Raw genomic sequence first — 23,798 nt, 5'->3', positions numbered from 1 at the left:
CTGCCGAGGTGACCGGGGAACCCTTGGTGCGCACGGTGCTCGGCGACGTTTCCCCAGCGGCGCTCGGCCGCACCGACGCGCACGACCACCTGTTCTTCGCCTCCCGCCAGCTGCCCGGCCAGGAGCTGGACGACCGCGCGGCGGCTGAGGCCGAGCTGCGCGCGTTCGCCGCGGCGGGCGGGCGGACGGTGGTCCAGTGGACGCCGTTCGGGCTGAACCGGCGGACCGCGGACCTGGCGGAGCTGTCCCGGGCCACCGGCGTGGCGCTCGTCGCCGCGACCGGCCTGCACCGGGCCGAGCATTACCCGGCCGAGCTGCTCGACCGCGTCGCGGACCGGCTGGCCGAGGTCTTCGTGGCCGACCTGATCGCGGGCACCCCGGCGGGCGACGACCCGGACGGCGAGCGCAGCGGCCCGAAAGCGGGCCTGATCAAGGTGGCCGGCGCGTTCCACGTCGTCGACCGGCACGCGCACTGGACGATGGTCGCCGCCGCGCAGGCCCACCACGAGACCGGCGCGCCGATCGCCGTGCACCTGGAGCTGGGCACCGCCGCGCGCGAGGTGGCGGACCTGCTGTGCGGGGAGCTGGCCGTGCCGCCGTCACGGGTGATCCTCGGGCACCTGAACCGCAATCCGGACCTGCGGGTGCTGCGCGAGGTCGCCGCCACCGGCGTTTACCTCGGCTTCGACGGGCCGTCTCGCGCCAACCACGCCACCGACTGGCGGCTGGCCGACCTGCTGCTGGAGCTGTCGGCGGCCGGGCACACCGGGCAGCTGCTGCTGGGCGGCGACACGACCACCGCGGCGGCGCGGCTGTCCTCCGGCGGCGGCCCGGGCATCCCGTACCTGCTCACCACGCTGCGGCCCCGGCTGGCCGAGGCATTGGGCGAGGACGTGACCGACGCGATGTTCGTGGCGAACCCGGCCCGCGCGTTCGCCACCCGCTGGCGCCGCTGACCGTCCCGGAAACGAGCGAAGGGGCCCCTCACCGTGGTGGTGAGAAGCCCCTCCGAATGGCTCGCGTCAGCGGAGGCCGAAGCCGCCGCCCTCCTGGCCCGGACGGCGCCGGCGCAGGTACCGCTCGAACTCCGCGGCGATCTTGTCGCCGGAGACCTCCTCCATGGTGACGTCGGTTTCGGCGTCGCCCCGCTCCTCGAGGCCGCGGACGTACTCGGCGATCTCCTCGTCCTCGTCGGCCATCTCGGTGACCGTGCGCTCCCACTCCTCGGACTGCTCCGGCAGCGCGCCCAGCGGGATCTCGACGTCCAGGACGTCCTCCAGCTTGTGCAGCAGCGCCAAAGTCGCCTTCGGGGACGGCGGGTGCGAGACGTAGTGCGGCACCGCGGCCCAGATGGACACCGCCGGGATGCCGGCCTGCACGCAGTAGTCCTGCAGCACGCCGACGATGCCGGTCGGGCCCTGGTAGTTGTTCAGCTCCAGCCGGAACTGGCTCGCCGTGTCCTTGTCGTACGCCGTGCCGGTGACCGGGACCGGCCGGGTGTGCGCGGTGTCCGCGAGCAGGGCGCCGAGCGTGACGACGGTGGCCACGTCGAGCTGCATGATGTGCTCCAGCAGCTCCGCGCAGAACGCGCGCCAGCGCATGTTCGGCTCCGGGCCCTGCACGAGCACCACGTCGTGGTCGAGGCCCTCGGGACGGCAGACCGACAACCGGGTGGTCGGCCAGTCCACGCGCCGGGTGACCCCGTCCACCATGCGCACTGTGGGCCTGCTCACCTGGAAGTCGTAGTAGTCGTCCGGCTCCAGCTCGGCCAGCGGGGTGGCGTCCCAGTTGAGCTGCAGGTGCTCGACCGCGCGGCTGGCCGCGTCACCAGCGTCGTTCCAGCCTTCGAAGGCCACCACCATCAGCGGGCGGTTCGGTTCCGGGCGGTCGCGATCCGGCTCGGGGGGTCGCTGGGTCTCGTCGACGGGCTCACTCACCTGACCAGCCTACGACCCTGCGCCCGTACCCTGTGCAGCATGTCCGACCGCAGGCCGTGACCGTCGGCCCGCCCGCCGCCGGTGCCGGGCGCGGCCGGGCGTGAAGACCACACTTTCCGGGCGGGTCCGCTCCGGCGTGGCGCCACCGCGCCCGCCGGCGGCGCCCGACAAGACAAGGAGACAACCGTGACTGCACCGTCCTCTTCGGACGGATTGGCTGCCGTCCTGTGGGACATGGACGGCACCCTCGTCGATTCCGAGAAGCTCTGGGACGTCGCCCTCTACGAGGCCGCGGAGATGCTCGGCGGGCGGCTGAGCGAACAGGTCCGACTGACGCTGGTGGGGTCCAACATGGACGCCACCTCGGCCGTGCTGCTGGAGGCGACCGGGCGTCCGGTCACGCCCGAGTCGGTCGCCGAGACCGGCGAATGGATCCGGCGGCGCACCGCGGGGCTGTTCGACGACGCGCTGCCGTGGCGCCCGGGCGCCCGCGAGGCGCTGGCGGCGGTGAAGGCCGCGGGCGTGCCGTCCGCGCTGGTCACCTCCACCGAGCGGGCCCTGACCGAGCTGGCGCTGAACACGATCGGGCGGGAGTTCTTCACCGTCACCGTCTGCGGCGACGAGGTGGACGGGCTGAACAAGCCGCACCCGCGCCCGTACCTGAAGGCCGCCGAGCTGCTCGGCGTGCCGGCCGGGCAGTGCGTGGCGGTGGAGGATTCGCCGCCGGGCGCGGAGTCGGCCGAATCGGCGGGCTGCACGGTGCTGGTCGTGCCCAACGACGTCGACGTGCCGCCGGGGGAGCGGCGGGTGTTCCGCGGCTCGCTCGTGGGCGTCGACGCCGGCACGCTCGCCGGGCTGCGGAGCCTGGTGTGACGCGGGCGTCAGCGAGGTCACCCGGGGCGGCGGACGCGGGCGCGGGGTGGAAGGATCTGCAGACCGTGAAGACCTTCGATGAGCTGTTCGCGGAGCTTGCCGAGCGCGCGCGTACCCGTCCCGACGGGTCCGGCACCGTCCTGGCCCTGGACGCCGGAGTGCATGCCCAGGGCAAGAAGGTGCTCGAAGAGGCCGGCGAGGTGTGGATCGCCGCCGAGCACGAGTCCGACGACCGCCTGGCCGAAGAGATCTCGCAACTGCTGTACCGGGTCCAGGTGTTGATGCTCGGCCGGGGGATCTCGGCCGAGGACGTCTACCGCTACCTGTGACGCGCTCGCGCACCGGAGACCGAGGAGAGAGCGAAATGCTGCGTGTTGCCGTGCCGAACAAGGGAGCCCTCGCCGCCACGGCGTCGGAGATGCTCGGCGAGGCGGGCTACCGCAGGCGGCATGAGCAGCGTGACCTGACGGTGCTCGACCACGTCAACGAGGTCGAGTTCTTCTTCTTGCGCCCCAAGGACATCGCCATCTACGTCGGGTCCGGCGACCTGGACCTCGGCATCACCGGCCGGGACCTGGCGCTCGACTCGGGCGCGCCGGTGACCGAGGTGCTCGCGCTGGGCTTCGGCGGCTCGACCTTCCGCTATGCCGGCCCGGCCGGCCAGGAGTGGAAGCCGGCCGACCTGCACGGCAAGCGCCTGGCCACGTCGTACCCGCGGCTGGTGCGCGAAGACCTCAAGCGCCACGGCGTCGAGGCCGAGGTGATCCGCCTCGACGGCGCGGTGGAGATCTCGATCCAGCTCGGCGTCGCCGACGCGATCGCCGACGTGGTCGAATCCGGCCGCTCGCTCCGCCAGAACAACCTGGTGGCCTTCGGCGACCCGATCTGCGTGTCCGAAGCGGTCCTGCTGGAGCGCGAGGGCAGCGCCGCCTCGAAGGCGAAGTCCCAGGTGGCCGCCCGGCTCCGCGGGGTCGTCTTCGCGCAGCAGTACATGATGCTGGACTACGACTGCCCGCGCTCCATCCTGGAACAGGCCATCGCCATCACCCCCGGCCTCGAGTCCCCCACCGTCGCCCCTCTCGCGGACGACAACTGGGTGGCCGTCCGGGCGATGGTGGCGCGCAAGGCGGTCAACCGGGTGATGGACGAACTGGCCGAAACCGGCGCGAAGGCGATTCTCGCTTCGGACATCCGGTCGTGCCGGCTCTGAGCTTGCCGCGTTTCTGAGCCGCGTTACCCGAGCTGGGAGCGGCGGCGGGTCAGGGCCGCGGTCTCGGCGGTGTTGCCCGCCAACTCGATGGCTTTGTCGTACGCGGCGCGCGAGTCTGCGCTTCGGCCCAGGCGGCGCAGCAGGTCGGCTCGGGTGGCGTGGTAGGCGTGATAGCCGGCCAGCTGGGGTTCGAGCCGGTCGACGGTCGCCAAGGCCGGCTGGGGGCCGTCGATTTCGGCGACGGCGATGGCGCGGTTCAGGGCGACGATCGGTGAGGGGTCGAGGCTGACGAGCTGGTCGTAGAGGGCGACGACCTGGGACCAGTCGGTGTCGCGGACGTCGCGGGCCGAAGTGTGCACAGCGTTGATCGCGGCGAGGATCTGGTAGCGGCCGGGAGGCACTCCGGCGGCGGCCGCAGCCAGGCGTTCGCGCACCAGCCGGTGGCCCTCGGCGATCAGCGCCGTGTCCCAGGCGCCGCGGTCCTGCTCACCGAGGGAGACCAGTTCGCCGTCGGCCGAAACGCGGGCGGTGCGGCGGGCTTCGGTGAGCAGCATCAGCGCCAGCAGGCCGGTCACCTCACCGTCTTCCGGCAGCAGTGTGCGAATCAGGCGGGTGAGGCGGATCGCCTCGGCGGTCAGATCGTGGCGGACGGGATCGGTGCCGGGGCCGGTCACGAGGTAACCCTCGTTGAAGACCAGGAAGAGGACGGCGAGCACACCGGACACCCGGGCCGGCAGGTCGTCGGCGGACGGCACCCGGTACGGGATGCGCGCCGCCTTGATCTTGGCCTTCGCGCGGGTGATCCGTTGCCCCATGGCGCTTTCCTGCATCAGGAAGGCGCGGGCGATCTCGGGCATGGTCAGGCCGCCGACCATCCGCAACGTCAGCGCCACGCGGGTCTGCATCGCCAATGCCGGGTGACAGCAGGTGAAGATCAGCCGGAGCCGGTCGTCGTCGACGGCACCGGAAGGCTCGGGCGGGTCGTCGTCGTACATGACCCGAGCCTCCTTCTGCTTGTCGTCGCGCTTGTTCTCACGCCGGATCCGGTCGATCGCCTTGCGATTCGCGGTGGTGGTCAGCCAGGCGCCGGGGTTGGGCGGCAGACCGTCGGACGGCCACCGCTCGACGGCGGTCGCGAACGCCTCGGCCGCCGCCTCCTCGGCGATGTCGAGGCTGCCGAACCGCCGGGTCAGGGCGGCGACGACCCGGGCCCACTCCTCGTGGTGGGCCCGGGTGATCGCCGCTTCGACGTCCGCGCTGCTCACAGGAACGGGCGGACCTCGACCTTGCGGTTGCAGGCCTTCGAGCCCTCGGTGGCGAGCGTGAGCGCCACGTCGAGGTCGTCGGCCTCGATGATCCAGAAGCCGGCGAGGTACTCCTTCGACTCCAGGAACGGCCCGTCGGTGATCATCGCCTCGCCGCCCCGGTTGTCGATCACCGTGGCCGCCACGGGAGCCCCGAGCCCGCCGGCGAACACCCAGTGGCCCTCGGTCTGGAGCCGCTCGTTGAACACGTCGATCGCCGCCTGCTCGTCCGCGTCGGCGAGGCTGGGCTGGTCGTGGATCACGGAAAGCAGGTACTGCACGGTCATCTCCTGTGGGTGAGCGGTTCAGGTGTCATGCGGCGTACTGGGGGCGTCCGGCGGGCCGGTAGCGCTGGATCGTCACGCCCTTCGAGTCGACGCGCGAGTCGATCGGCTCGAGCGCGAGATCCGGGCCGCTCTCCGGGAACAACCGCGCGCCCTGGCCGAGAATCACCGGGATCACGATCAGCGTCATCTCGTCGACCAGCCCGTTCGCCAGCAGCCACTGGACCAGGACGCTGCTGCCGTGCACCTGGAGCTCACCACCCGGCTTGGCCTTCAGCTCCCGGACGGCCGCCGCCAGGTCACCGGTGAGGACGGTCGTGTCCGCCCAATCCGGTGCGGAGAGCGTGGTCGACGCGACGTACTTGGGTGCCTGGCTCAGCGCGACGCCGATGGGGTGGGCGCGCATTGCTTCGGCGGTTCCCCAGGAACCGGCGAACAGCTCGTAGGTCCGGCGTCCGAACAGGAACGCGCCGGCTCGCTGGTAGGCCTCGGTGATGAACGCCCGGGTCTCGTCGTCGCCCGCGCCCTTCGCCCAGCCGCCGCGGTCGAACCCGTTCCTGCGGTCCTCATCGGACGCGCCGCCGTTGCCCTGCGTCACGCCGTCGATGGTCATCTGCGTGATGGTCGTCAGCTTCATCGCGGTTCCCTGTCCCTCAGGGGCGCCCCTCGCGGGCGGCCTCTCACCCCTGCCACGAACACCGCGGCCCCGATCCGACACCGCCCGCGGATTTTCTTTCCCCGGGTTTTCCGGCGCGCCCGGGTTCCTCAGTGGACGGTCAGCGCGGCCGTTGCGGGCGCTTGGGCATCAGGTCGTAGAGCTTCTTGCGCGCGCCGTTGTCGTTGACGTTGCGGGCCACCGCGACCTCGGAGATGAAGTCCTCGAAGACGAACTCGTCGTCGGCCGGGACCTCGGTGGGGCCGGGGTTCTGGGCGAGGTAGCCGTCGAGCGTGTCGGCGATCTCGCGGAACGACAGGGCCTGCAGCGTTTCCGGCGCGTACGTGGTGACCGGGACGCCGTGCGCGGCCGCCTCGTTCATCACCACGCCGAGCGGGACGTGCGAGAGCATCGGCACGCCGAAGTTGTACATCTCCTGCAGCGCCGCGGCCGCGTAGTGCGAGATGGGCCGCCGGTAGAGGCCGGGCACGATGCCGTACCACGCGATCGGCGAGCGGCCGGTGGTCTGCTCCACGTAGCGCACCTGGTCGGCCAGCAGCCGCATCGCGCGGATGCTGGTCTTGTCCGGCTGCACCGGCACCAGGATCCCGTGCGAGGCCGCGAGCGCGTTGTTGGTCAGCACGTCGAGCGCCGGCGGGCAGTCGATCACGACGTGGTCGTAGTTGGCGAACTGGACGACCCGGGCGAGTTGCCAGCCGGGCACGCGGAACTGGTCCAATCGGCGGATCAGGTCGAACATGCCCGGCGAGGTCGGGATGACGTCGAACGCGCCGCCGCGGCCGATGTTGCTGCGCGGATGCGGGACGGCGAGCTCCTCGATCGAGCCCTTCCACAGCTTGGTCAGCGCCTTGGCGAGGCTGGGCATGTCTGAGGCGACCTCGTCCAGGCCGAGCATCTCCGTGGTGGCGTGCCCCTGTGGGTCGAGGTCGATCAGCAGCACCCGCCGGCCGCGCTCGGCGAGTGCCGCGGCGGTGCCGACGCTCAGCGAGGTCTTGCCGACCCCGCCTTTCTGGTTGACCACCGAGGTGATCTGCATGCCGGAGCGCTCCCTTGTCGGTCGTTCCGCGAAGGCTATTGGATCCGGGGCGGGTCCGCGCGGTTATTCGCCTCCGGCCTGTCGCGGACGGACGAGCAGGGCCTGCGCCCCCGTGCCGACCGGACCGGAACCGTCGTGCAGGGTACTCGTGGCCGTGCCGATTCCGTGTGGGCCGACCAGCGTAACCGCGTCGAGCCCGACCCATTCGCCCTCGGGCTCGCGGCGCAGGTGGACGGTCAGCTCCGAGTTGATGAACCACCAGTCGCGCGCCGGCAGGAAGTGCGACACCCCGTTGCCGGAGTCGGCGATCGCGAACAGCCGCTGCAGCCCGGTCGGCTCCTCGCCGTCCACGAGCGGGATCCGCTGCCGGCCCCAGACGGCGGCGGGCCCGGGCGCGGAGATCCCGCCGCGCACCGCGCGCCACTCGATGGCCTGCAGGTATCCGCCGGACCAGTCGTCCGGGAACGCCGTCTCGGTGCCGGCTTCGGCCGAGGGCAGGAGCGGCCCGGCGTCGGTGGCCACGGACTCGGTGTCGGTGGTCGCGAGCCGCCACGCCGAGGCGCGGGCGACGACCCGGCCGGCGGCGGACAGCTCCGACTGAAGCAGCTCCACCGAACGGCCCGGCCGCTCGACCCACGACCGCTGGTCCAGCTCCGCGACCGGCGCGGGGCCGAGGATCTCGACGGTCACCCGCGCCAGCAGCGAAGGGTGCGGCGCCTCGATCCGCTCCAGCCCGCGCACGAGCAGCGCCGACGGCGGGCCGAAATGCTGCGCGCCCGGCGCCCACGGACCGCTGGTGTGCTCGGTCGCGGCGTACCGCTCTTCGCCGAGCGGGGCGTAAAAAGCGTCGGCCATCAGTCGGCCCGGTCCAGTGCCGTCTCTTCGCCCGCGTCCGGCTCCGGCCAGCCCGGGTACTCCGGGGGCGTGCCGCCGAACTCCGGGCAGTGCGCCTGGTGGTCGCACCACGAGCACAGCTTGCCCGGGTTGGGCCGGAAGTCGCCGGTCTTGCCCGCCTTGAGGATGGCCTGCCAGATCGCCTCCAGCGTGCGCTCGAAGCGCACCAGCTCCGCCTCGTCCGGCGTGTACGCGAGGGACTGCCCGTCGGTCAGGTACATCAGCTTCAGCTGCCGCGGCACCACGCCGCGCAGCCGCCAGAGCACCACGGCGTAGAACTTCATCTGGAACATCGCCTTGGCCTCGCCGATCTCGCGCGGCGCCGCCCCGGTCTTGTAGTCCACCACCCGGATCTCGCCGGTGGGCGCGACGTCGACCCGGTCGATGTAGCCGCGCAGCAGCACCCCGGAGCCCAGCTCGATCTCCACGTGCAGCTCACAGGCCTCGGGTTCCAGCCGGCGCGGGTCCTCCAGCCCGAAGTACGAGTCGAGCAGCTTTTCCGCCGACTGCAGCCATTTGCCGGTCTCGTCGTCATCTTCGCCCTCGAACAGGTCCGTCCACTCCGGACTGCCCGCGGACAGCTCGGCCCAGGTGGGCTCGATCAGCTCCTTCGCGCGCGGCGGGACGCGTTCGTTCGCCGGCAGCGCGAAGAGCCGCTCCAGCACGGCGTGGACGAGCGTGCCGCGCAGCTGTGCCCGGGTGGGCACTTCCGGCAGCCGGTCGACGGCCCGGAACCGGTAGAGCAGCGGGCACTGCTTGAAGTCGCTCGCGCGGGACGGCGACAGCGCGGGCCGCCTGCGGACGGGCGCGCCACCGGCCTCGGGGGGAGTGGTGACCGTAGCGGTGTCGGGCATGGCCAGAGCGTAACGCCGGGCACCGACACTTCCGCTCGCGCGACTCGCCGCCGTGCCGGAGCGGATGACGCGCTGCCCGCACTGAGCGAGGCGAAAGCGTCATCCGCTGCGTCCGGCACTGGGCAAACCCCGTGGCCGGGAGGCGACACCACTCGTCCGCGCCGGGCGGATAACCGCCTCCCCACACCCTGCCCTTTACTCTTGCCCGCATGGCCGCGACCAGTCAGCACAACGCCGGGCCGCCCCGGCGCGCCGCCACCGGCGACGGCGGGCTGCTGCTGTTCCGGGTCCGCGGGGTCCCGGTCCTGCTCGCGCCGTCGTGGTGGATCGGCTCGGCGATCATCGTCGTGCTCTACGCGCCGCTGGTCAGCCGGTTGCTGCCGGACGCGTCCACGCTCACGTCCTGGCTGCTGGCGGCCGCGTTCGCGGTGCTGCTGGGGCTCTCGGTGCTCGCCCACGAGCTGGGGCACTGCCTGGTCGCGCTGCGGCTGGGGATCCCGGTGCGGCGGCTGCGGCTGTTCCTGCTCGGCGGACTGTCCGAAGTGGCGCGAACCCCGCGCAAGCCGGGGCAGGAGGGGCTGGTCGCCGCGGCGGGCCCGGCCGTGTCGCTGGTGCTCGGCGGGTTCTGCGCGCTGCTGATGCTCGCGGTGCCGCCGGACGGCGCGGTGTGGCTGCTGATCGCCGAGTGCGCCGTGGCGAACTTCGCGGTCGGCCTGTTCAACCTGCTCCCGGGACTGCCGCTGGACGGCGGGCGCCTGGTGCGCGCGGGCGTGTGGGCGGCGACCGGGCTGCGCGCCAAGGGCACCCGCGCCGCGGTGGCCGGCGGCGCGCTCGTGGCCACCGCGCTGATCGTGTGGGCGCTGTGGGGACTGGCGACCGCGAGCGAGGACCGGTGGCTGCGCCTGGGCGTCTGCGTCGTCACGGCGTGGTTCGTCATCATGGGCGCCCGCGCCGAGCTCGTCGCCGAAGCCCGGCGGAGCTGGCCGGACGGGCTGGAGATCACCGAGCTGGTGCGGCCGGTCCTGCAACTGCCCGCGGAGAGCCCGGTGTCCGACGCGCTCGCCGCGTCCGCCGGCCGCGGTGTGGTGCTGGTGCGGGCGGACGGCGTCGCCGCGGGGCTGCTCGACGAGCAGGCGGCCGAACAGCTCGCCGCGGCCAATCCGCACGCGCCCGCGGAGCTGGCGGCCGAGCCGATCCGCGCCGAGACCGTGCTGCTGGCGTCGGAACCGGGCGAGGAGATCGCCGAGCGGGTCCGCGAGACCCCCGCGTGGCAGTTCCTCGTGGTCGACGACGAAGGCCGCCCGGCCGGGGTGCTGCGCCGGGACGATCTCCGGGCCGCGCTGGTGCGCGACCGCCGCGGGTACTGACCCCAGCCGCGGCCCGCGCGGGCGACCTGGGAAGATCTGACGCCAGCGTTTCGCGTGAGGGTGGAGGACGAAGTTGTCGGTCAGTGGACCGTTCAGTGTGGGTGACCGGGTTCAGTTGACGGATTCGAAGGGCCGCCACTACACCCTGACCCTCGCCGAGGGCGGGGAGTACCACACTCATCGCGGCGCCCTCGCCCACGACGACCTGATCGGGCTCCCCGAGGGCTCGGTGGTCACGTCCGCGGGCGGCAGCACCTACCTCGCGCTCCGGCCGCTGCTGCCGGACTACGTGCTCTCGATGCCGCGCGGCGCCCAGGTGATCTACCCCAAGGACGCCGCGCAGATCGTCATGTTCGGCGACATCTTCCCCGGCGCGCGCGTGCTGGAGGCCGGGGCCGGGTCCGGCGCGCTGACCTGTTCGCTGCTGCGCGCGGTCGGCCCGGCCGGGCGGGTGTCCTCGTACGAGATCCGCGACGACCACGCCGAGCACGCCGAGCGCAACGTGGTGAAGTTCTTCGGCGAGAAGCCGGACAACTGGTCGCTCACCGTCGCCGACCTCGCCACGCACACCGGCGAGGTGGACCGCGTGGTGCTGGACATGCTGGCGCCGTGGGACCAGCTGCCGAACGTCGCCGCGCACCTGGTGCCGGGCGGCGTGCTGACCGTCTACGTGGCGACGGTGACCCAGCTGTCCCGGGTGACGGAGTCGTTGCGGGAGCAGCAGTGCTGGACCGAGCCGGAGTCGTGGGAGTCGCTGGTGCGCCCGTGGCACGTGGTCGGCCTGGCGGTGCGGCCGGACCACCGGATGGTCGCGCACACCGCGTTCCTGCTCACCGCGCGCCGGCTGGCGGACGGCACGGTCTCGCCGCGGGTTTCGCGGCGGCCCGCCAAGGGCAAGGGCTGAGCCTCAGCCCGGCACACACCAGCGGCCGTTCTCGCGGCGCATCGGGAACGGCGTCTGCTTGCGTCCTCCGGTGCCCTCGACGTGGACGTTGACGCTGGCCGAATCGCCGTCGACGATCGGCGCCTCGGGCAGCGTGACGGCCATCGGCCCGGCCGCGTCCCAGCGTTTCTGCAACGCGGACAGCGCATCCGAGGTCTGCGGCTGACAGGTGAGGGTGCCGAACTTCTTCGCGTCCCGGCGCTGGATCGCGTCGGCGATCGCGTGCGCGAGGACCGTGACCGCGGCGACGTCGGCGTCCGGCGCCGGGGTCACCGCGCTGGAGTGCGTAACGGTTGTGGTCGGCGGCGGCTCCGGGGGCACGGCAGCGTCATCGGGGCCGGCGGGGGCGACCAGGAGCAGCCCGATCACCACCCCGGCCACCAGCGCGCCGAGCAGGGCGAGCCCGGCGGTGAGCCGTCCGCTCACCGCCGGGGTTTCACTTCTTGTCCGCTTGGGCGTCCACGAGGCACCAGACGCCGGACTCGCGCTTGGACGTCATGGTCCCGTTCGCGGTCTTCGTGCCCTGCGTGGCCGTGTATCGCACGGTGGCGCTGTCACCGTTCTCCTGCGCGGTGCCGGTGAGCTGGACCTGGATGGTCTGGATGTCCACGGCGCCGCCGGAGTAGATGCTGCGGCAGGCGAGCGTGGAGAGCGCCTTGCCGTCACCGGCGCTGAAGTCGGCCGCGGCGGCCTGGAACAGCTCCTGCGAGGACGCCTTGCCGCCGGGCGCGGGGCCGGTGCCGCCGGCGCCGGTCGTCGGGGCGGAGCCTGAACTCGACGGCTTGGTCGGCGAGCTGCTCTTCGGCTGGCTCGGCGCGGGGTTCTGCGGCGCGCTCGAGGCCGGCGGCGCGGCGGTGGTGGAGTTGTCGTCGTTGCCGGTCAGGCCGATGATGAGGCCCACCGCCCCGCCGACGACGACCACAGCGCCGATCGCGATGCCGATGATCAGGCCGGTTTTCTTTTTTTTCGGCGGGGGCTGCTCACCGTAGCCGCTCGGCGAATAACCACCCGGTTGGCCGTACTGGTCGCCGAATCCGCCCTGCTGGTAGGCATCCTGTTGCGGAAACTGCTGCGTCCCGCCCGGATAGCCCGGCTGCTGCTGCGGGCCGGACTGGGGGTAGCCCGACGGCTGCTGCCCGTAGCCGCCCTGCTGGGGGTAGCGGCCCTGGTACCCGCCGGGCTGCTGGCCGTACTGCGGTCCGGCCCCGGGGTAGCCGGGCTGCTGCTGCGGGCCCGACTGGGGGTAGCCGGGCTGCTGCGGCCGGCCGTACGGATCCGGCTGCTGCCCGTAACCGCCGCCCTGCTGGCCGTAGCCGCCGGGCTGCTGCGGCGGGTAGGTCATGTCTGTGCCCCCTAGCTGCTGCGCGTGGAGACCCGGCCACCAGGTGTGGTGAGGTCGCGGCCGATGCTAGCCACCAGCGGCCGGATCCGTGCGCGGAGGCCGGAACTGGCCCGAAAACAGGGTTCGACGGGCAGCGTGGCGGGTATCTCTGTGCTGCTCGCTTTCGCCTGGTGGAACACGGCGTGTCGCGGTCCGGTGCCCGGGCACCGAAATGGCCGCTTGCGCTGCGGTGGCCGCCGTGCTGGGCGGGCGGAGAAGACGCGACGCGCCGATCTTGTAATGCGGAAAGGCCTTTTCTTGTCGGTGATCGCCGGTACCGTGGAATGAAAAGCACTCCGAGGAGGTGCCCAATGCATCATGACCTTCCCGGAGGTCGGCGCGAGGAGGCCGACCCTTCAGCAACGAGCGGAGCAGGGCAGCCATCGAACGAGGAAGCCCGGCAGATTCGTTTTCTCGAGGAGGAAGTGGCGCTGCTGCGCCGCAAACTGACCGATTCGCCGCGACAGAACCGGGTTCTCGAACAGCGCCTCGCCGAGGCGTCCGAGCGGGTGAGCCAGCTCACCGAGCGGAACACCAAGCTGGTCGAGACCCTGCGTGAAGCACGGGGACAGCTGCTCGCCCTCCGCGAGGAGGTCGATCGCCTGGCCCAGCCGCCCAGCGGTTATGGCGTGTTCGTGGCGGCGTACGAGGACAACACGGTGGACGTCTACACCTCGGGCCGCAAGATGCGGGTCTCGGTGTCGCCGGCCGTGGAGGTCTCGTCGCTGCAACGGGGCCAGTCGCTGCGGCTCAACGAGGCGCTCACCGTCGTCGAAGGCGGCGGCTTCGAGCGCACCGGTGAGGTGTGTTCCCTGCGTGAGGTGCTCGCGGCGGAGGTGGAGGGCGAAAGCCTTCGCGCGCTCGTCGTCGGGCACGCGGACGAGGAGCGGGTCGTCCTGCTCTCCGATCTGCTGGCCGAGCAGCCCCTGAAGCCGGGGGACTCGCTGCTCGTCGACTCCAAGGCCGGGTACGCCTACGAGCGGGTGCCCAAGGCCGAGGTCGAGGACCTGGTGCTGGAGGAGGTGCCGGACGTCCGCTACGAGGACATCGGCGGCCTCAGCCGGCAGATCGAGCAGATCCGCGACGCGGTGGAGCTGCCGTTCCTGCACGCCGACCTCTACCAGGAGTACCAGCTGCGGCCGCCGAAGGGTGTGCTGCTGTACGGCCCTCCGGGCTGCGGGAAGACGCTCATCGCCAAGGCGGTGGCCAACTCCCTGGCCAAGAAGGTGGCGCTGGCCCGGGGCGACAACGAGGACGGGAAGTCCTACTTCCTGAACATCAAGGGTCCCGAGCTGCTCAACAAGTTCGTCGGCGAGACCGAGCGGTCCATCCGCCTGATCTTCCAGCGGGCTCGTGAGAAGGCGTCCGAGGGCACCCCGGTCATCGTGTTCTTCGACGAGATGGACTCGATCTTCCGCACCCGTGGCTCGGGCGTGTCCTCCGATGTGGAGACCACGATCGTGCCGCAGCTGCTCTCGGAGATCGACGGTGTCGAAGGACTGGAGAACGTCATCGTCATCGGCGCCTCCAACCGCGAGGACATGATCGACCCGGCGATCCTGCGGCCGGGCCGGCTCGACGTCAAGATCAAGATCGAGCGTCCGGACGCCGAAGGCGCGAAGGACATCTTCTCCAAGTACCTGGCCGAAGGCCTGCCGATCCACGCCGATGACCTGGCGGAGTTCGGCGGGGACCAGAAGGCCACGTTCGACGCGATGATCCAGCACACGGTCGAGCGCATGTACGAGGAGAGCGACGAGAACCGGTTCCTCGAGGTGACCTATGCCAACGGGGACAAGGAGGTCCTGTTCTTCCGGGACTTCAACTCGGGCGCGATGATCCAGAACATCGTGGACCGGGCGAAGAAGTCGGCGATCAAGTCCGTGCTGGAGACCAACCAGCCCGGCCTGCGCGTGCAGCACCTGCTGGACGCGATCGTCGACGAGTTCGCGGAGAACGAAGACCTGCCGAACACCACGAACCCGGACGACTGGGCCCGGATCTCCGGCAAGAAGGGGGAGCGGATCGTCTACATCCGCACCCTCGTCACCGGCAAGAACCAGGACTCGGGGCGGGCGATCGACACCGCCACCAACACGGGTCAGTACCTGTAACAGGCACGGAGCACGTGGGGCCGCCGGTTCGCCGGCGGCCCCACTGCCGTGTCCGGGCCGGAAAACGCCTCAGGGAATGGCGGTGAGCGCGGCCCTCCGGCGCAGCCGGAGCCGTCCGTGGGAGGCCAGGATCCCGAGCACCACCAGGACCGCGCCGACGGGTTCGTTCCAGTGCACGGGTTCGTTCAGCACGACCACTCCGAGGACCACACCGACCACTGGTGTGAGGTAAGTCACGGCGGACGCGTTGGCGGCTCCCCAGGCGGCGATGACGGCGGTGTTCCACGCGTACGCGACGCCTGTCCCGAACACGCCGAGCACGAGCATGCTGAGGACCACGGCGGGGCTGAGGTGGACCGGGGAGGTGGCCACCGCGCGGGCCAGCAGGCCCAGGATCACCGTGGCGAAGCCGACCTGTCCGAACGCGACGGTGACGGGGTCGGCACCACGTGGCGAAACGAAACGGCGCAGATAGACGAACGCCGCGCCGTAGCAGGTCGTGGCGCCCAGGCAGGCCAGCTGCGCGGTCAGCTCATGAGTGAGGTCGATGCCCTGCCACACCCCGACGAGCGTCAGCACGCCCGCGAAACCGAGCAGCAGACCCACGGCGCGGGGTCGGGTGAGGCGCTCCGCGGGGAGCGTGGCGGCGGCGAAGAACATCGTCAGCAGCGGCGTGGTCGCGTTGAAGATGCTGGCCAGCCCGGACGGGACGTACTGCTCCGCCCAGGAGAACAACAGGAACGGCCCCACGCACAGCAGCACCGAGACGACCGCGAGATGGCCCCACAGCACCGGGTCGCGGGGGAGCGGCCGCCGTCGCACCACCAGGACCACGGCCAGCCCGAGCGCGCCGAAGCCGGCCCGGGCCAGCGCGACCTGCGCGGGGGAGAGGCCTTCGAGGCCCACCTTGATGAACAGGAAACTGGCACCCCACACCGTCGCCAGCGCGACGAACCGCGCGGTGACACCGAACCGCCTGGGCATGGTCCTCCCGGTCTTCGTGAATTCCCGCCCAGTCAACGGGTTCGCCGCGCCGCGGGGCCAGCGGTTTTCGGACTGCGCGCTAAGACTGCTGTATAACGCCCTATACTCACGGGCGTGAGCACAGATGACGCAGGTCGGCCACGCGCGCCGATCACCGAAGCCGACGTCATGGCCTGGCTGGAGACGACGGCGGCCGCCGTCCAGGCGGGGGAGGTGGGCGCACCGGAGCTGATCGAGCTGCTGGGGGAGCTGCGCCGCGCCTCGGCCGCGTGCGCCGACGCGTCCGACTGGGCGCTGCTGGCCGCCCGTGAGGAGGGTGCGAGCCTCCGTCAGATCGCGCCGGTCTTCGGCAAGGGCTACGTCCGGGCCCCGGCGGCGCGGCTCGAGAAGCTCCACCGCCAAGCCCAGAACTCCGGCCAATGGCTGGCCATCCTCCGGCACAAACAAGATGTATAACGGCCTATACAGCCCGGCGTCGTAGGAAAATCAGCCGTGGCCACCGACCCCCAAAACCCAGCAAAGACAAGGGAACCCATGGATCGCATCGCGGTGGGGCTCGCCGCACTGGGCCGGCCCGCGTACATCAACCTGGGCCGGGACCTGCCGGTGTCACGCGACGTCGCGGCGATGCGGGCCGCCACCCACGCTGTGCTGGACGACGCCTATCGCGCGGGCGTCCGGTGGGTCGATGTGGCGCGCTCGTACGGGCTTTCGGAGGAGTTCCTGGCCGGCTGGCTCGACGAGCGTGGCCACCCGGACGTGACCGTGTCGAGCAAGTGGGGCTACCGCTACGTCGGCGAGTGGCGACTCGACGCCGAGGTCCACGAAGTCAAGGAGCACACGGCGGCGCGGTTCCGCGAGCAGTGGGCGCAGACGCGGGCGCTCCTCGGTGATCGGGTGAATCTCTACCAGGTGCATTCGCTCACTGTGGACAGTCCGCTGTTCTCGGACGAGCCGCTGATCGAGGCGCTGGCGGGGCTTTCCGCGTCCGGGGTCGAGGTCGGGTTCTCGACCTCCGGGCCGGCGCAGGCGGACGCGGTGCGGCGGGCGTTCGCGCTGGAGGTGGCGGGGCGGCCGGTGTTCACGGCGGTGCAGTCCACCTGGAACGTGCTGGAAACGTCGGTCGGCCCCGCGCTGGCGGAGGCGCGGGCGGCGGGGAAACGCGTGCTGGTCAAGGAGACGCTGGCGAACGGGCGGCTCGCGGTCGAGGCCCCGCCGGTGGTGGCGCGGATCGCCGAGGCGCACGGAGTCGGGCCGGACGCGGTCGCCGTTGCGGCGGTGCTGGCGCAGGAATGGGTGTCGGCGGCGGTGATCGGGCCGTCGAGCCCGGCTCAGCTGGCGGCGAACCTGGCTGCCGCGGACGTCTCACTGGGCGCGGACGAGCTGGCCGGGCTGGCCGCGGCCGCCGAGGAGCCGGGCGCGTACTGGCGGCACCGGTCCCGGCTCGGGTGGGACTGAGCGGCTGCACTACCCTCGCTGAATCGCGTTCCGGCTGGGCGGGGCGCGGATCTTGCGGAGGGGCAGCAAGTGCGTCATCGGCAGGTGCTCGCCGTGGCCGCGGTCGCGTTCGTCGGGCTGGCCGGGTGCGGCAACCGGCCCAACAATCTCGAGACGTACTACGACGATCCGACGCCGAGTGATACGCCCTCGGCGGCCGCCGCGCCGGCCCCGCGTCCGTCGGCCGTGCCGGTAGTGCCGAAGCCGGACCCGCGCGCGGCGGCGATCGCGGCCGCCCCGGCGGCGCTGCTGTCCGATGAGGACGTTGCCGAAGAGGGTGTGCACCCGGGCGCGGGCAAGGTTTCGGGTTGTCTCAACGGCCTGGCTGCGGGGGAGCGGCGGTCGGCGAGCTGGGTGTACCCGAGTGGCTCGGTGCTGGATCATCAGGTGACGGCTTATCCGGACCGGCCGGGTGCGGACGTGGTGTCCGGCGCGGACTGTGCGGGCACGGTGCTTTCGCTGCCGCCGCAGGAGGGCGTGACCGCGCTGCGGGCGTGGTGCGAGGGCTCGACGTGCACGGTGCTGGCGGCGAAGGGGAATCTCGTGTCGGCGTTGAGCGTCGCGGCGAGTACGCCGACGCGGGCGGCGGACGCGGCGAAGCGGTTGTTGCCGAAGCTGGTGGCGAAGCTGGTCGCTCAGCCGTAGCGGCGGAACCATTCGAGGACGCCGGCGCGGCCGTCCGGGATGAACGGGCGGTCGGGGTCTTCGACCCAGCTGCGCAGCTCTTCGAGCGGGATCCAGCGGCCTTCGACGATCTCCTCGGGCTGGTGGCGGATGGGGCCGTCCCAGCGGACTTCGAAGGCGAAGTTGTGGCAGTGGAGGGTGCCCTGGTCGTAGACGAGGGTGAACAGCGGTTCCGGTTCCACTCCGTGGACGCCGAGTTCTTCGGCGAGCTCGCGGCGGGCGCATTCGGCGGGGGTCTCGCCCGCGGCGACCACGCCGCCGGCCCAGCAGTCCCAGGTGGACGGGAAGACGTCCTTGTCCGGGGTGCGGAGGTGGACGTAGACGGAGCGGCCGTCGCCCGAACGGACCAGCACGACGCCCGCCGCGTGCCAGAGTCCTTCCGCGCGGACGCGGGAGCGGAGCACTTCCCCGGTGGCCCGGCCGGTTCGGTCATAGAGGGCAACGAGTTCGTCACTGCCTGGCATGGGGGCATCGTCGCACGGGTGCACCCCGTAGGGTGGGTGGCATGCGTCGGATCATGGGAACCGAAGTCGAATACGGCATCGCCGTGCCCGGGGACGCCACGGCGAACCCGGTGCTCACCTCGACTCAGGTCGTGCTCGCCTACGCGGCGGCGGCGGACATTCCGCGGGCCCGCCGGGCCCGCTGGGACTACGAGGTGGAGTCCCCGCTGCGGGACGCGCGCGGGTTCGACCTGACCGGCCCGGGCGGTCCCGGGCACGATCCGGACGTGGAGGACCTGGGGGCGGCGAACGTCATCCTGACCAACGGGGCGCGGTTGTACGTGGACCACGCGCACCCGGAGTACTCGGCGCCCGAGGTCACGAATGCGCGCGACGCGGTGATCTGGGACAAGGCGGGCGAGCGGGTGATGGAGGAGGCCGCGCTGAAGGCGGCCACCGTGCCCGGGCAGCCGCCGTTGCAGCTGTACAAGAACAACGTGGACGGCAAGGGCGCGAGCTACGGCACGCACGAGAACTACCTGATGGCGCGGTCGACGCCGTTCACCGCGGTGATCGCGGGGCTGACGCCGTTCTTCGCCTCGCGCCAGGTGATCACGGGCTCGGGCCGGGTGGGGATCGGGCAGCAGAGCGAGGAGGCCGGGTTCCAGCTCTCGCAGCGCGCGGACTACATCGAGGTCGAGGTCGGCCTGGAGACGACGCTCAAGCGCGGGATCATCAACACCCGGGACGAGCCGCACGCGGACGCGGACAAGTACCGGCGGCTGCACGTGATCGTGGGCGACGCGAACCTGGCGGAGTACTCGACGTACCTGAAGGTCGGCACGACGGCGCTGGTGCTGGACCTGATCGAGTCGGGGATCCGGTTCGACGAGCTGAAGCTGGACGAGCCGGTGCGCGCGGTGCACCAGATCAGCCACGACCCGACCTTGAAGGTGCAGGTCGAGCTGGCGAACGGGAAGAAGTACAGCGGGCTGGACCTGCAGTTCGCGTATCACGAGATCGCGGCGGCGAACCTGGAGCGCACGAGCGCCGACGAGGCCTCGAAGGAGGTGCTGCGGGTCTGGGGCGAGATCCTGGACGCGCTGGCGCGGGACCCGCAGGAGTGCGCGGACCGGCTGGACTGGCCGGCGAAGCTGCGGCTGCTGGAGGGGTACCGGGAGCGGGACCAGCTGGCCTGGGGCGCGCCGCGGCTGCGGCTGGTGGACCTGCAGTACTCGGACGTGCGGCTGGGCAAGGGCCTGTACAACCGGCTGGTCACGCGGGGTTCGATGAAGCGGCTGGTGACCGAGGATGAGGTCCAGGCTGCGATCACGACGCCGCCTTCGGACACCCGGGCGTACTTCCGGGGCCGGGCGCTGGAGAAGTACGCGTCTTCGATCGCGGCGGCGTCGTGGGATTCGGTGATCTTCGACGTGGGCCGGGAGTCGCTGGTGCGGATCCCGACGCTGGAGCCGCTGCGGGGGACGAAAGCGCACGTCGGGAAGCTGCTGGACGCTTCGGCGACGGCGGAGGAGCTGGTCGAGGCCATCACCGGTTCGGACTAGGGCGTCCGGGGGATCGCGATCGCGGCGTTGCCCCGAATGTCGGGGCCGCTGGGTAGGCTAGGAATCATCAGCCACACCGGGAGGCGAGATGGCGCAGGAGAAGGTCGAGAAGCACGGCGGCGGCGACTCCGACGAGGAGTTCGAGGCGGCCGGAGCGGCGGGTCAGGAACGGCGCGAGAAGCTCGGCGAGGACGTCGACACGATCCTCGACGAGATCGACGACGTGCTGGAGGAGAACGCCGAGGACTTCGTGCGCGCCTACGTGCAGAAGGGCGGCGAGTAGTCGTCTCCCGTGGTCGCCGTCCCGGTGCGTTGGCGGGGCGGTGGTCGCGGGTGCGCGAAGCGTTCGTCGGGACAACCACAGCACAGATGGGAACCAAGAGCACGTATGGACAACACCTCCCCTCGCGCGGGGCTTTCCGGTCCGGGCCTGCCCGCCGCGTACTTCTCGCCGGCGTCGTCCTCGTTCGCGGACTTCCTGCGGGACCAGGCGCCTGAGCTGTTGCCGGCGCGGCGGGTGCCGTCCGGGGCGGGCGAGCTGGGTGTGCCGCACGGCACGACGATCGTGGCGCTGACTTTCGCCGGGGGCGTGCTGATCGCGGGTGACCGGCGGGCGACGTCGGGGAACCTGATCGCGAGCCGGGACATGGAGAAGGTCCATGTCACCGACGAGTACTCGGCGGTGGGCATCGCGGGCACGGCCGGGCTGGCCGTGGAGATGGTGCGGCTGTATGCGGTGGAGCTGGCGCACTACGAGAAGATCGAGGGCGTCACGCTGTCGCTGGACGGCAAGACGAACAAGCTGGCCGGGATGGTGAAGGCCAACCTGGACATGGCGATGGCGGGGCTGGCGGTGGTGCCGCTGTTCGTCGGGTACGACCTGGAGGCCGTGGACGCGAAGCACGCCGGGCGGATCGTGTCGTACGACGCCGCGGGCGGCCGGTACGAGGAGAACGCCGGGTACGCCGGGGTGGGTTCGGGTTCGCTGTTCGCGAAGTCGGCGCTGAAGAAGCTGTACGACCCCGATGCGGACGCCGAGGCGGCCGTGCGGTCGGCCGTGGAGGCGTTGTACGACGCGGCGGACGACGACACGGCGAGCGGCATGCCGGACATGGTGCGGCGGATCTTCCCGACCGTGGTCACGATCACCGCGGAGCACGGTGCGGTGCAGCTGCCGGCCGAGGAGACGGCCGCGGTGGCGGAGGCCGTGGTGGCCGGCCGGGCCGAGCGGACGCACCACCGGACGAGCTGAGGCCTGTGAGCGCGCTCAGCACTGGACCATCGAACGCCGTTACCTCGAAGAACGTGGAGCCGACACCGTGACGATGCCGTTGTATGCCTCTCCCGAGCAGCTGATGCGGGAGCGTTCCGAGCTGGCGCGCAAGGGCATCGCGCGCGGCCGGAGCGTCGTGGTGCTGAAGTACCGGGGCGGGATCCTGTTCGTGGCCGAGAATCCGTCGGCGACGTTGCACAAGGTCTCGGAGATCTATGACCGGATCGGGTTCGCCGCGGTCGGCCGGTACTCGGAGTTCGAGAACCTGCGGGTGGCCGGGATCCGGCACGCGGACCTGAAGGGCTACCAGTACGACCGGCGGGATGTGACCGCGCGGGCGTTGGCGAACGCGTACGCGGCGACGCTGGGCAGCATCTTCACCGAGCAGCTGAAGCCGTTCGAGGTGGAGGTCTGCGTGGCGGAGGTGGGGTCGAGCCAGGCCGAGGACCAGCTGTTCCGGCTGACCTACGACGGTTCGATCTTCGACGAGTCGCCGTATGTGGTGATGGGCGGGCAGACCGAGCCGATCAGCACGAAGCTGAAGGACACGGTCGACCCGGACCACGACCTGGAGACCGCGCTGGGCACGGCGGTGGAGGCGTTGAAGGCGACGGTCGCGGCTTCGTCGAACGGCAATGGCGGGGTGCCGGACCAGATCAAGCTGGAGGTCGCGGTCCTGGACCGGGACCGTCCGCGGCGGGCGTTCCGCCGGCTGACCGGTGCGGCGCTGGACGCGCTGTTGCCGGCTCCGCCGGAGAAGAAGGACGACGAGCCGGACGAGAAGGACAAGGACGGCAAGGAAAAGGGCAGTAAGGACAAGGACTCCGACGCTAAGGGTGACTCCGCGAAGGAGTGACGCTGTGCGCCTGGATGGGCCGCGCCGGGGTTTCCCGGGCGCGGCCCATCTTGCGTTCCGGGGGAGCGGCCCATCCGGTGCGGGAGGGAAAACCGCTTGGCGCTTTCCGTACTCTGAAACGGATCCGAGGGGGAGTCTATGTCCGGACTGGAATTTGCGACGCTGCGTGCGCAGGTGGCCGCGCTGGCGGCGAAGACCGTCTCGGCGACCGAGCTGCTCGAGCTGAGCATCGCGCGGATCGAGGAGTTCGACGAGAAGGTCAACGCCGTGGTGGTGCGGGACTTCGAGCGTGCCCGTGCCGCCGCGAAGCGGGCTGACGCGGCGCTGGCGCGGGGTGAGCGCGCGCCGCTGCTCGGTGTTCCGGTGGCGGTCAAGGAATCCTTCAACGTCGCCGGCTTGCCGACCACCTGGGGGATTCCCGAGGCGGCGGGCCGGTAACCGGCCGAGGACGCGGTGCTGGTGACGCGGGTGAAGGACGCGGGCGGGGTCGTCGTCGGCAAGACGAATGTGCCGCACCTGTTGCACGACTGGCAGTCCTACAACGACATCTACGGCACGACGAGCAATCCATGGGAGCTGACGCGCTCTCCGGGCGGCTCCTCCGGTGGCTCCGCGGCGGCGCTCGCGGCGGGGTACGTCTCGCTCGCGCTCGGCTCCGACCTCGCCGGGTCGCTGCGGGTTCCGGCGCATTTCTGCGGCGTGTTCGCGCACAAGCCGTCGCTGCCGTTGTTGCCGGGCCGTGGCAATGTGCCGCCGCGGGTGCCCGCGCTGGCGGCCCCGCCGGATCTCGCGGTGGTCGGGCCGATGACGCGCAGTGCGGCCGACCTGACGCTGGCGACCCTGCTGCTCGCCGGTCCCGACGAGGTGGAGGCAGTCGCTTACCAGCTGGCGTTGCAACCGTCGCGCGGTGCCGAGTTGCGCGACTTCCGGGTGCTGGTCGTCGACAGCCATCCGCTGGTGCCGACGGCGGCGGTCATCCGCGAGGGCTTCGAGCGGATCGCGCAAGGGCTTGAGAAGGCCGGTGCCACGGTCGCCCGGCACAGCGAGCTGCTGCCCGACCTCGAGCAGACGGCGAAGACCTACCTGACGTTGCTGTCGTCGCGATTCGGCGTGGACATGCCGCCCGAGGCGTACCGGGCGGTCCAGGCCGCTGCCGCCGGGATTCCGCCGGAAGCCGACACGGTGCAGGCGATCATGACCCGAGGGGCCGTGGCCGGCCACGCCGACTGGGTCCGGGCGGACCGGGTCCGGGTGGGCCTCGCCGATCGGTGGCGGCGCCTGTTCCGGGAATTCGACGCGGTGCTGTTCCCGATCACGCCGACCCCGGCGTTCCCCCACGACCATGCGGAGCGGGGCGAGCGCAGACTCGAGATCGACGGCACGGCGTACCCCTACGACAGCCACCTGTTCTGGCCGAGTGCCGCCACGCTGACCGGGCTGCCGGCCACCGCGGTGCCGATCGGGCACTCGCCGGAAGGGCTGCCGTACGGCATGCAGATCGTCGGGCCGTATCTCGAAGACCGCACTCCGCTGCGGTTCGCCGAACTGGTCGAGCAGGAGTTCGGCGGGTTCACCCCGCCGCCCGGTTTTGCCTGAGCCGCCGGGGCCGATCGTGCCAGGATC

At 71.6% G+C, this 23,798-nt stretch carries 25 protein-coding genes and 1 pseudogene; 15 read left to right on the top strand and 11 right to left on the bottom strand.

Annotation, left to right across the window (positions count from 1 at the left end):
* Nucleotides 1-8: 8 nt before the first annotated feature.
* Nucleotides 9-956, top strand: a complete 948-nt coding sequence (locus OG371_RS40335) for a phosphotriesterase family protein (protein ID WP_329061817.1) — start codon at nt 9-11, stop codon at nt 954-956.
* Between the two features lie 66 nt (nt 957-1,022).
* Here the strand turns inward: OG371_RS40335 and OG371_RS40330 are convergent, their stop codons facing one another.
* Entirely contained in the window at nt 1,023-1,937 is a 915-nt protein-coding gene (locus tag OG371_RS40330) for a PAC2 family protein (protein ID WP_329061815.1), read from the bottom strand.
* A 186-nt stretch (nt 1,938-2,123) separates the two neighbouring features.
* Between OG371_RS40330 and OG371_RS40325 the strand changes: the two genes are divergently transcribed.
* From OG371_RS40325 to hisG, 3 genes are all read left to right on the top strand, one after another.
* The gene (locus OG371_RS40325; protein ID WP_329061813.1) at nt 2,124-2,810 is read left to right on the top strand and encodes an HAD family hydrolase; all 687 of its coding nucleotides are present in this window, start codon (nt 2,124-2,126) and stop codon (nt 2,808-2,810) included.
* 65 nt (nt 2,811-2,875) lie between these two features.
* Nucleotides 2,876-3,139: a phosphoribosyl-ATP diphosphatase gene (locus tag OG371_RS40320; protein WP_091614552.1), complete on the top strand. Its 264-nt coding sequence runs from the start codon at nt 2,876-2,878 to the stop codon at nt 3,137-3,139.
* Between the two features lie 35 nt (nt 3,140-3,174).
* Entirely contained in the window at nt 3,175-4,020 is an 846-nt protein-coding gene (hisG, locus tag OG371_RS40315) for an ATP phosphoribosyltransferase (protein ID WP_329061810.1), read from the top strand.
* A 23-nt stretch (nt 4,021-4,043) separates the two neighbouring features.
* Here the strand turns inward: hisG and OG371_RS40310 are convergent, their stop codons facing one another.
* The 6 genes from OG371_RS40310 to OG371_RS40285 form a co-directional block, all read right to left on the bottom strand.
* Nucleotides 4,044-5,285 (bottom strand): RNA polymerase sigma factor, encoded by a 1,242-nt coding sequence (locus OG371_RS40310; protein ID WP_329061808.1) that lies wholly within the window; start codon nt 5,283-5,285, stop codon nt 4,044-4,046.
* Nucleotides 5,282-5,605: a YciI family protein gene (locus tag OG371_RS40305; protein WP_329073396.1), complete on the bottom strand. Its 324-nt coding sequence runs from the start codon at nt 5,603-5,605 to the stop codon at nt 5,282-5,284. The genes OG371_RS40310 and OG371_RS40305 overlap by 4 nt, the downstream gene beginning before the upstream one ends.
* A gap of 31 nt (nt 5,606-5,636) precedes the next feature.
* Nucleotides 5,637-6,245 (bottom strand): dihydrofolate reductase family protein, encoded by a 609-nt coding sequence (locus OG371_RS40300; RefSeq protein WP_329061806.1) that lies wholly within the window; start codon nt 6,243-6,245, stop codon nt 5,637-5,639.
* Nucleotides 6,246-6,384: 139 nt separating this feature from the next.
* On the bottom strand, nt 6,385-7,320 hold the full coding sequence (locus OG371_RS40295) for a ParA family protein (protein WP_329061804.1): 936 nt from the start codon (nt 7,318-7,320) through the stop codon (nt 6,385-6,387).
* Between the two features lie 63 nt (nt 7,321-7,383).
* Entirely contained in the window at nt 7,384-8,175 is a 792-nt protein-coding gene (locus tag OG371_RS40290; protein ID WP_329061802.1) for a thioesterase family protein, read from the bottom strand.
* Nucleotides 8,175-9,068, bottom strand: coding sequence for a RecB family exonuclease (locus OG371_RS40285; RefSeq protein ID WP_329061799.1), 894 nt, complete (start codon nt 9,066-9,068; stop codon nt 8,175-8,177). Before OG371_RS40285 ends, OG371_RS40290 begins: the two co-directional genes overlap by 1 nt.
* Nucleotides 9,069-9,277: 209 nt before the next feature.
* Here OG371_RS40285 and OG371_RS40280 point away from each other — a divergent pair, with 209 nt between their 5' ends.
* The gene (locus OG371_RS40280; RefSeq protein ID WP_329061797.1) at nt 9,278-10,435 is read left to right on the top strand and encodes a site-2 protease family protein; all 1,158 of its coding nucleotides are present in this window, start codon (nt 9,278-9,280) and stop codon (nt 10,433-10,435) included.
* A 73-nt stretch (nt 10,436-10,508) separates the two neighbouring features.
* On the top strand, nt 10,509-11,339 hold the full coding sequence (locus OG371_RS40275) for a tRNA (adenine-N1)-methyltransferase (RefSeq protein ID WP_329061796.1): 831 nt from the start codon (nt 10,509-10,511) through the stop codon (nt 11,337-11,339).
* A gap of 3 nt (nt 11,340-11,342) precedes the next feature.
* Here OG371_RS40275 and OG371_RS40270 read toward each other — a convergent pair whose 3' ends face one another.
* A complete protein-coding gene (locus OG371_RS40270; protein WP_329061794.1) occupies nt 11,343-11,804 on the bottom strand; it encodes a hypothetical protein in 462 nt (153 codons plus the stop codon).
* A gap of 10 nt (nt 11,805-11,814) precedes the next feature.
* Nucleotides 11,815-12,720 (bottom strand): hypothetical protein, encoded by a 906-nt coding sequence (locus OG371_RS40265; protein WP_329061792.1) that lies wholly within the window; start codon nt 12,718-12,720, stop codon nt 11,815-11,817.
* 350 nt (nt 12,721-13,070) lie between these two features.
* Between OG371_RS40265 and arc the strand changes: the two genes are divergently transcribed.
* Nucleotides 13,071-14,873, top strand: coding sequence for a proteasome ATPase (gene arc / locus OG371_RS40260; RefSeq protein WP_091613459.1), 1,803 nt, complete (start codon nt 13,071-13,073; stop codon nt 14,871-14,873).
* 69 nt (nt 14,874-14,942) lie between these two features.
* Here the strand turns inward: arc and OG371_RS40255 are convergent, their stop codons facing one another.
* Entirely contained in the window at nt 14,943-15,857 is a 915-nt protein-coding gene (locus OG371_RS40255) for a DMT family transporter (RefSeq protein WP_329061789.1), read from the bottom strand.
* Between the two features lie 168 nt (nt 15,858-16,025).
* Between OG371_RS40255 and OG371_RS40250 the strand changes: the two genes are divergently transcribed.
* The 3 genes from OG371_RS40250 to OG371_RS40240 all read left to right on the top strand — a co-directional run bounded on the left by OG371_RS40250 (nt 16,026) and on the right by OG371_RS40240 (nt 17,999).
* On the top strand, nt 16,026-16,313 hold the full coding sequence (locus OG371_RS40250) for a hypothetical protein (protein ID WP_328612062.1): 288 nt from the start codon (nt 16,026-16,028) through the stop codon (nt 16,311-16,313).
* Between the two features lie 78 nt (nt 16,314-16,391).
* The gene (locus tag OG371_RS40245; protein WP_329061787.1) at nt 16,392-17,315 is read left to right on the top strand and encodes an aldo/keto reductase; all 924 of its coding nucleotides are present in this window, start codon (nt 16,392-16,394) and stop codon (nt 17,313-17,315) included.
* Between the two features lie 69 nt (nt 17,316-17,384).
* Nucleotides 17,385-17,999, top strand: coding sequence for a hypothetical protein (locus OG371_RS40240; protein WP_329061785.1), 615 nt, complete (start codon nt 17,385-17,387; stop codon nt 17,997-17,999).
* On the opposite strand, the gene OG371_RS40235 is transcribed toward OG371_RS40240, so the two are convergent.
* Nucleotides 17,990-18,502, bottom strand: coding sequence for an NUDIX hydrolase (locus OG371_RS40235; protein ID WP_329061783.1), 513 nt, complete (start codon nt 18,500-18,502; stop codon nt 17,990-17,992). The genes OG371_RS40240 and OG371_RS40235 overlap by 10 nt on opposite strands.
* A gap of 41 nt (nt 18,503-18,543) precedes the next feature.
* Between OG371_RS40235 and dop the strand changes: the two genes are divergently transcribed.
* The 5 genes and pseudogenes from dop (at nt 18,544) to OG371_RS40210 (ending at nt 23,771) form a co-directional block, all read left to right on the top strand.
* Nucleotides 18,544-20,046: a depupylase/deamidase Dop gene (gene dop, locus OG371_RS40230; protein WP_329061781.1), complete on the top strand. Its 1,503-nt coding sequence runs from the start codon at nt 18,544-18,546 to the stop codon at nt 20,044-20,046.
* Nucleotides 20,047-20,134: 88 nt separating this feature from the next.
* Nucleotides 20,135-20,329 (top strand): ubiquitin-like protein Pup, encoded by a 195-nt coding sequence (locus tag OG371_RS40225; RefSeq protein WP_091613477.1) that lies wholly within the window; start codon nt 20,135-20,137, stop codon nt 20,327-20,329.
* Between the two features lie 105 nt (nt 20,330-20,434).
* Nucleotides 20,435-21,298 (top strand): proteasome subunit beta, encoded by an 864-nt coding sequence (gene prcB / locus OG371_RS40220; protein WP_091613480.1) that lies wholly within the window; start codon nt 20,435-20,437, stop codon nt 21,296-21,298.
* Between the two features lie 67 nt (nt 21,299-21,365).
* Nucleotides 21,366-22,175 (top strand): proteasome subunit alpha, encoded by an 810-nt coding sequence (gene prcA, locus OG371_RS40215; protein ID WP_329061777.1) that lies wholly within the window; start codon nt 21,366-21,368, stop codon nt 22,173-22,175.
* A 138-nt stretch (nt 22,176-22,313) separates the two neighbouring features.
* Nucleotides 22,314-23,771 (top strand): annotated as a pseudogene (locus OG371_RS40210) (amidase).
* Nucleotides 23,772-23,798: the final 27 nt, after the last annotated feature.

This window comes from Amycolatopsis sp. NBC_01480, assembly GCF_036227205.1.
Lineage (GTDB): Bacteria > Actinomycetota > Actinomycetes > Mycobacteriales > Pseudonocardiaceae > Amycolatopsis.
The sequence above is the reverse complement of the archived record's forward strand: the minus strand, read 5'-3'. Positions and strand labels throughout refer to the sequence as shown.